This window comes from Elioraea sp., from assembly GCF_051860475.1.
Lineage (GTDB): Bacteria > Pseudomonadota > Alphaproteobacteria > Acetobacterales > Acetobacteraceae > Elioraea.
The window spans coordinates 1-2,926 of sequence record NZ_JBHYDW010000255.1 but is presented as its reverse complement, the minus strand read 5'-3'; the positions used below and the strand labels follow the sequence as shown (position 1 = coordinate 2,926).

Here is a 2,926-nt window from a genome sequence, read left to right as displayed (position 1 = left end):
GGCGACCTCGCGGTGCAGACCAGCACCTACGGCGCCGCCATCCCGCTGGTCTTCGGCACCGCCCGCGTCGCCGGCAACATCATCTGGTCGTCCGGCATCCGCGAGCAGTCGAATACCCGTCGAGTGCGCGCCGGCAAGGGCGGGCGGCGCCAGAGCGTCACCACCTACAGCTACTTCGCCTCCTGGGCCTCCGCGCTCTGCGCCGGGCCGATGACGGCCGTGCTGCGCCTGTGGATGGACGACAAGCTTGTCTACGACGCCACCGGCGGCTCCTTGCAGTTGCAGGTGCCCGGGCTGCGCTGGCGCTTCCATCCGGGCGACGAGGCGCAGCTCCCCGACCCGCTGATCGAGGCGCAGGTCGGCGCCGAGAACGCGGTCGCGCATCGCGGCCTCTGCTACCTCGTGTTCGAGGACGTGCCGCTCGACACCTTCGGCAACCGCATCCCGTCCGTCAGCGCGGAGGTGGTCGCGGCGGGCGGGCAGTCCACGATCGAGACCACCACCACGCTGCCGGCCGCCGCGGCCTATTCCGGCACGCTGTACGCTGCCGACTTCGAGCGCGCGACGGTGCTGCTGCTCGGCACCGAGCCTGCCGACAGCACGCAACGCTTCCTCGCCTCGGTGAACACGCTGACCATGGAGGCGCGCCGCGCCTTCGGCCCGAGCCTGGCGCAGTTCGCGCACGCGATCGCCACACAGGACGGCAAGGTCTATGTGGTGCACGGCCCGACCGGCGACGTCTGGCTGCGCAAGTACGATCTCGACACTGGCGCCCTCCTTGGCCAGTTCGAGTCCACGACCTCGGCGTTCACCACCACCCGCACCCGCTTCCGCGTGCCGCTGCGCGGCGACTGCCTGATCGCACGGGTGCTCGGGCCGTTCGGCTGGCGGCGGTTCTTCCTCGTCCCGCCCCAGGGCAGTCCGGCCGCGGTCTACTGCATCGACGCCGACACCATGACCTACGTGTTCGGCTCCGCCGACACCGGCGACGAGCGGATCATGGCGGCGTCGGCGAATGGCTGGCTGGCGGCGGGCGAGGAGCGCGAGGGCGCCTCCGATGTCTGGTATGCCGCGCCGATCGCCAGCGGGGGCATCGAGCTCTGGCGCATCACCCTGACCTACGGCGCGACCGGCGGGCCGCAGATCGCCGGCGTCACCGCGTCGCTGGTCGCCACCTACAGCAACGCCGCGCTCGGCCTGACCGGCACCGGCACGCTCACCGCGGTCGCCTTGGACTACGACCCCGACGACAACGCCCTGATCCTGGCCGCCTCGCCGAACTCGCCCGCCGAGACCGCGATCGCCAAGCTGCGGGCGGACGGGTCCATCGCCTGGCAGCGACACGTCCCGAGCTTCCTCTCCGCGGCGCGGTCGGGCACGAAGCGCGTCTTCGGCGGCACCTGGGCCATCCACAGCACCGGCGCGAACCAGGTCATCGTGCTCGATACCCGCACTGGCGCGACGGTGCAGACCGCCGGGACATCGACCATGCCCACCAATGCCGCGTTCGCCTGGGACTCGGACATCAAGGCAGCGTTCTATGCCGGCACCGCCGGCACCTATCGTCGGTTGCTGATGCTGCGCCAGGGCAGCGAGACCGTGCCGCTCGCCTCGATCGTCGCCGTGCTCTGTTCGCGCGCCGGGCTCGCGCCGGCGGAAGTGAACGTCGCCGGCCTCACCGACAGCGTGCGCGGCTTCGTGGTCGCCCGGCCCATGCCGGCGCGCCAGGCGATCGAGCCGCTCGCCACGGCCTTCGCCTTCGACGCGGTCGAGCGCGATGACGTGCTGGTCTTCCGCAAGCGCGGCGGCGCGATCGCGACCAAGTTGACCCATGCGGACCTCGTCCGCCGGGGCGACGCGCCCGTGATCGACGAGCAGCGCGCGCAGGATGCGGAGCTGCCTCGCGCGATCAGCGTCCGCCACATCGACCCCGAGCGTGCCTATGAGATCGGCACGCAGCGCTGGCAGCGCCCGCGCGCGCCCTCCGCCACCATGGCGTCGGAGGCTGAGGCGACCGTCGATCTGCCGCTCGTACTCACCGCGACCGAGGCGAAGGCGATCGCGCGCCGGCTGATCCTGGCCGCATGGCGCGAGCGCACCCGCTTCGCCTTCGCCGGCACGGCGCAGCATCTCCGCCTGGAGCCGACCGATCCGGCGACCCTCGTACGCGGCGACGGCGCGCAGAGCCGCGTGCGGCTGATCTCAGCGCAGCTCGGCGCGGACTGGACCGTGGCGCTGGAAGCCGTCGAGGAGGCGCCCGGCGACTATGCCGTCGCCGCGGTCGCCGATGGTGGCGCCGGTTTTGTGCCCGATGCGCTGCCGGCGCCCTACACGACGCGCGGCTTCGCGCTCAACCTGCCGCTGCTCGCGGACGCCGACGATCTCGCCGGCACGGCGCTGCGTTCGTATCTGCTCGCCGGCGGGCTGCGCGGGCAGACCTGGCGCCGCGCTGAGGTGTTCCGCTCGGCCGACGGCACCGCCTGGGAGCCGGCCGGCGCGGTGCTGGACGTGGCTGCCTGGGGCTCCGTGCTCGGCGCGGTGGCGGTGCCGGCGTCCTACTGGACCTGGGACGATGCGACCTTGCTCACGGTGCAGATGCAGACCGGCGCCGAGCGCATCGAAGCCGCGACCGACCTTGAGGCACTGAACGGCGCCAATCTTGCCGCGCTGGTCGCCGAGGACGGCCGGGTCGAGCTGGTGCAATTCGCCGAGGTGACCCCGCTCGGCGGCGGGCGCTTCACCCTCCGCCGCCTCCTGCGCGGTCGCCGTGGCACCGAAGATGCCGGCGCATTCGCCACCGGCGCGACCTTCCTGCTGCTCGACGGCTCGATCGTCCGCGGCGCCTCGCCGCTCGGCGCGCTCAACTCCGTCGAGCGGTTCCGCTTCGTCGGCCTCTTTCAGACGGTCCAGACCGCGACCGAATACC

General features: G+C 72.6%; 1 protein-coding gene. It reads left to right on the top strand.

The window, feature by feature from the left end; all coding sequences use genetic code 11:
* Positions 1–12: 12 nt before the first annotated feature.
* On the top strand, positions 13–2,926 hold a 2,914-nt coding region (locus tag ACTIFU_RS23310; protein WP_439580717.1), incomplete at its 3' end, for a phage tail protein.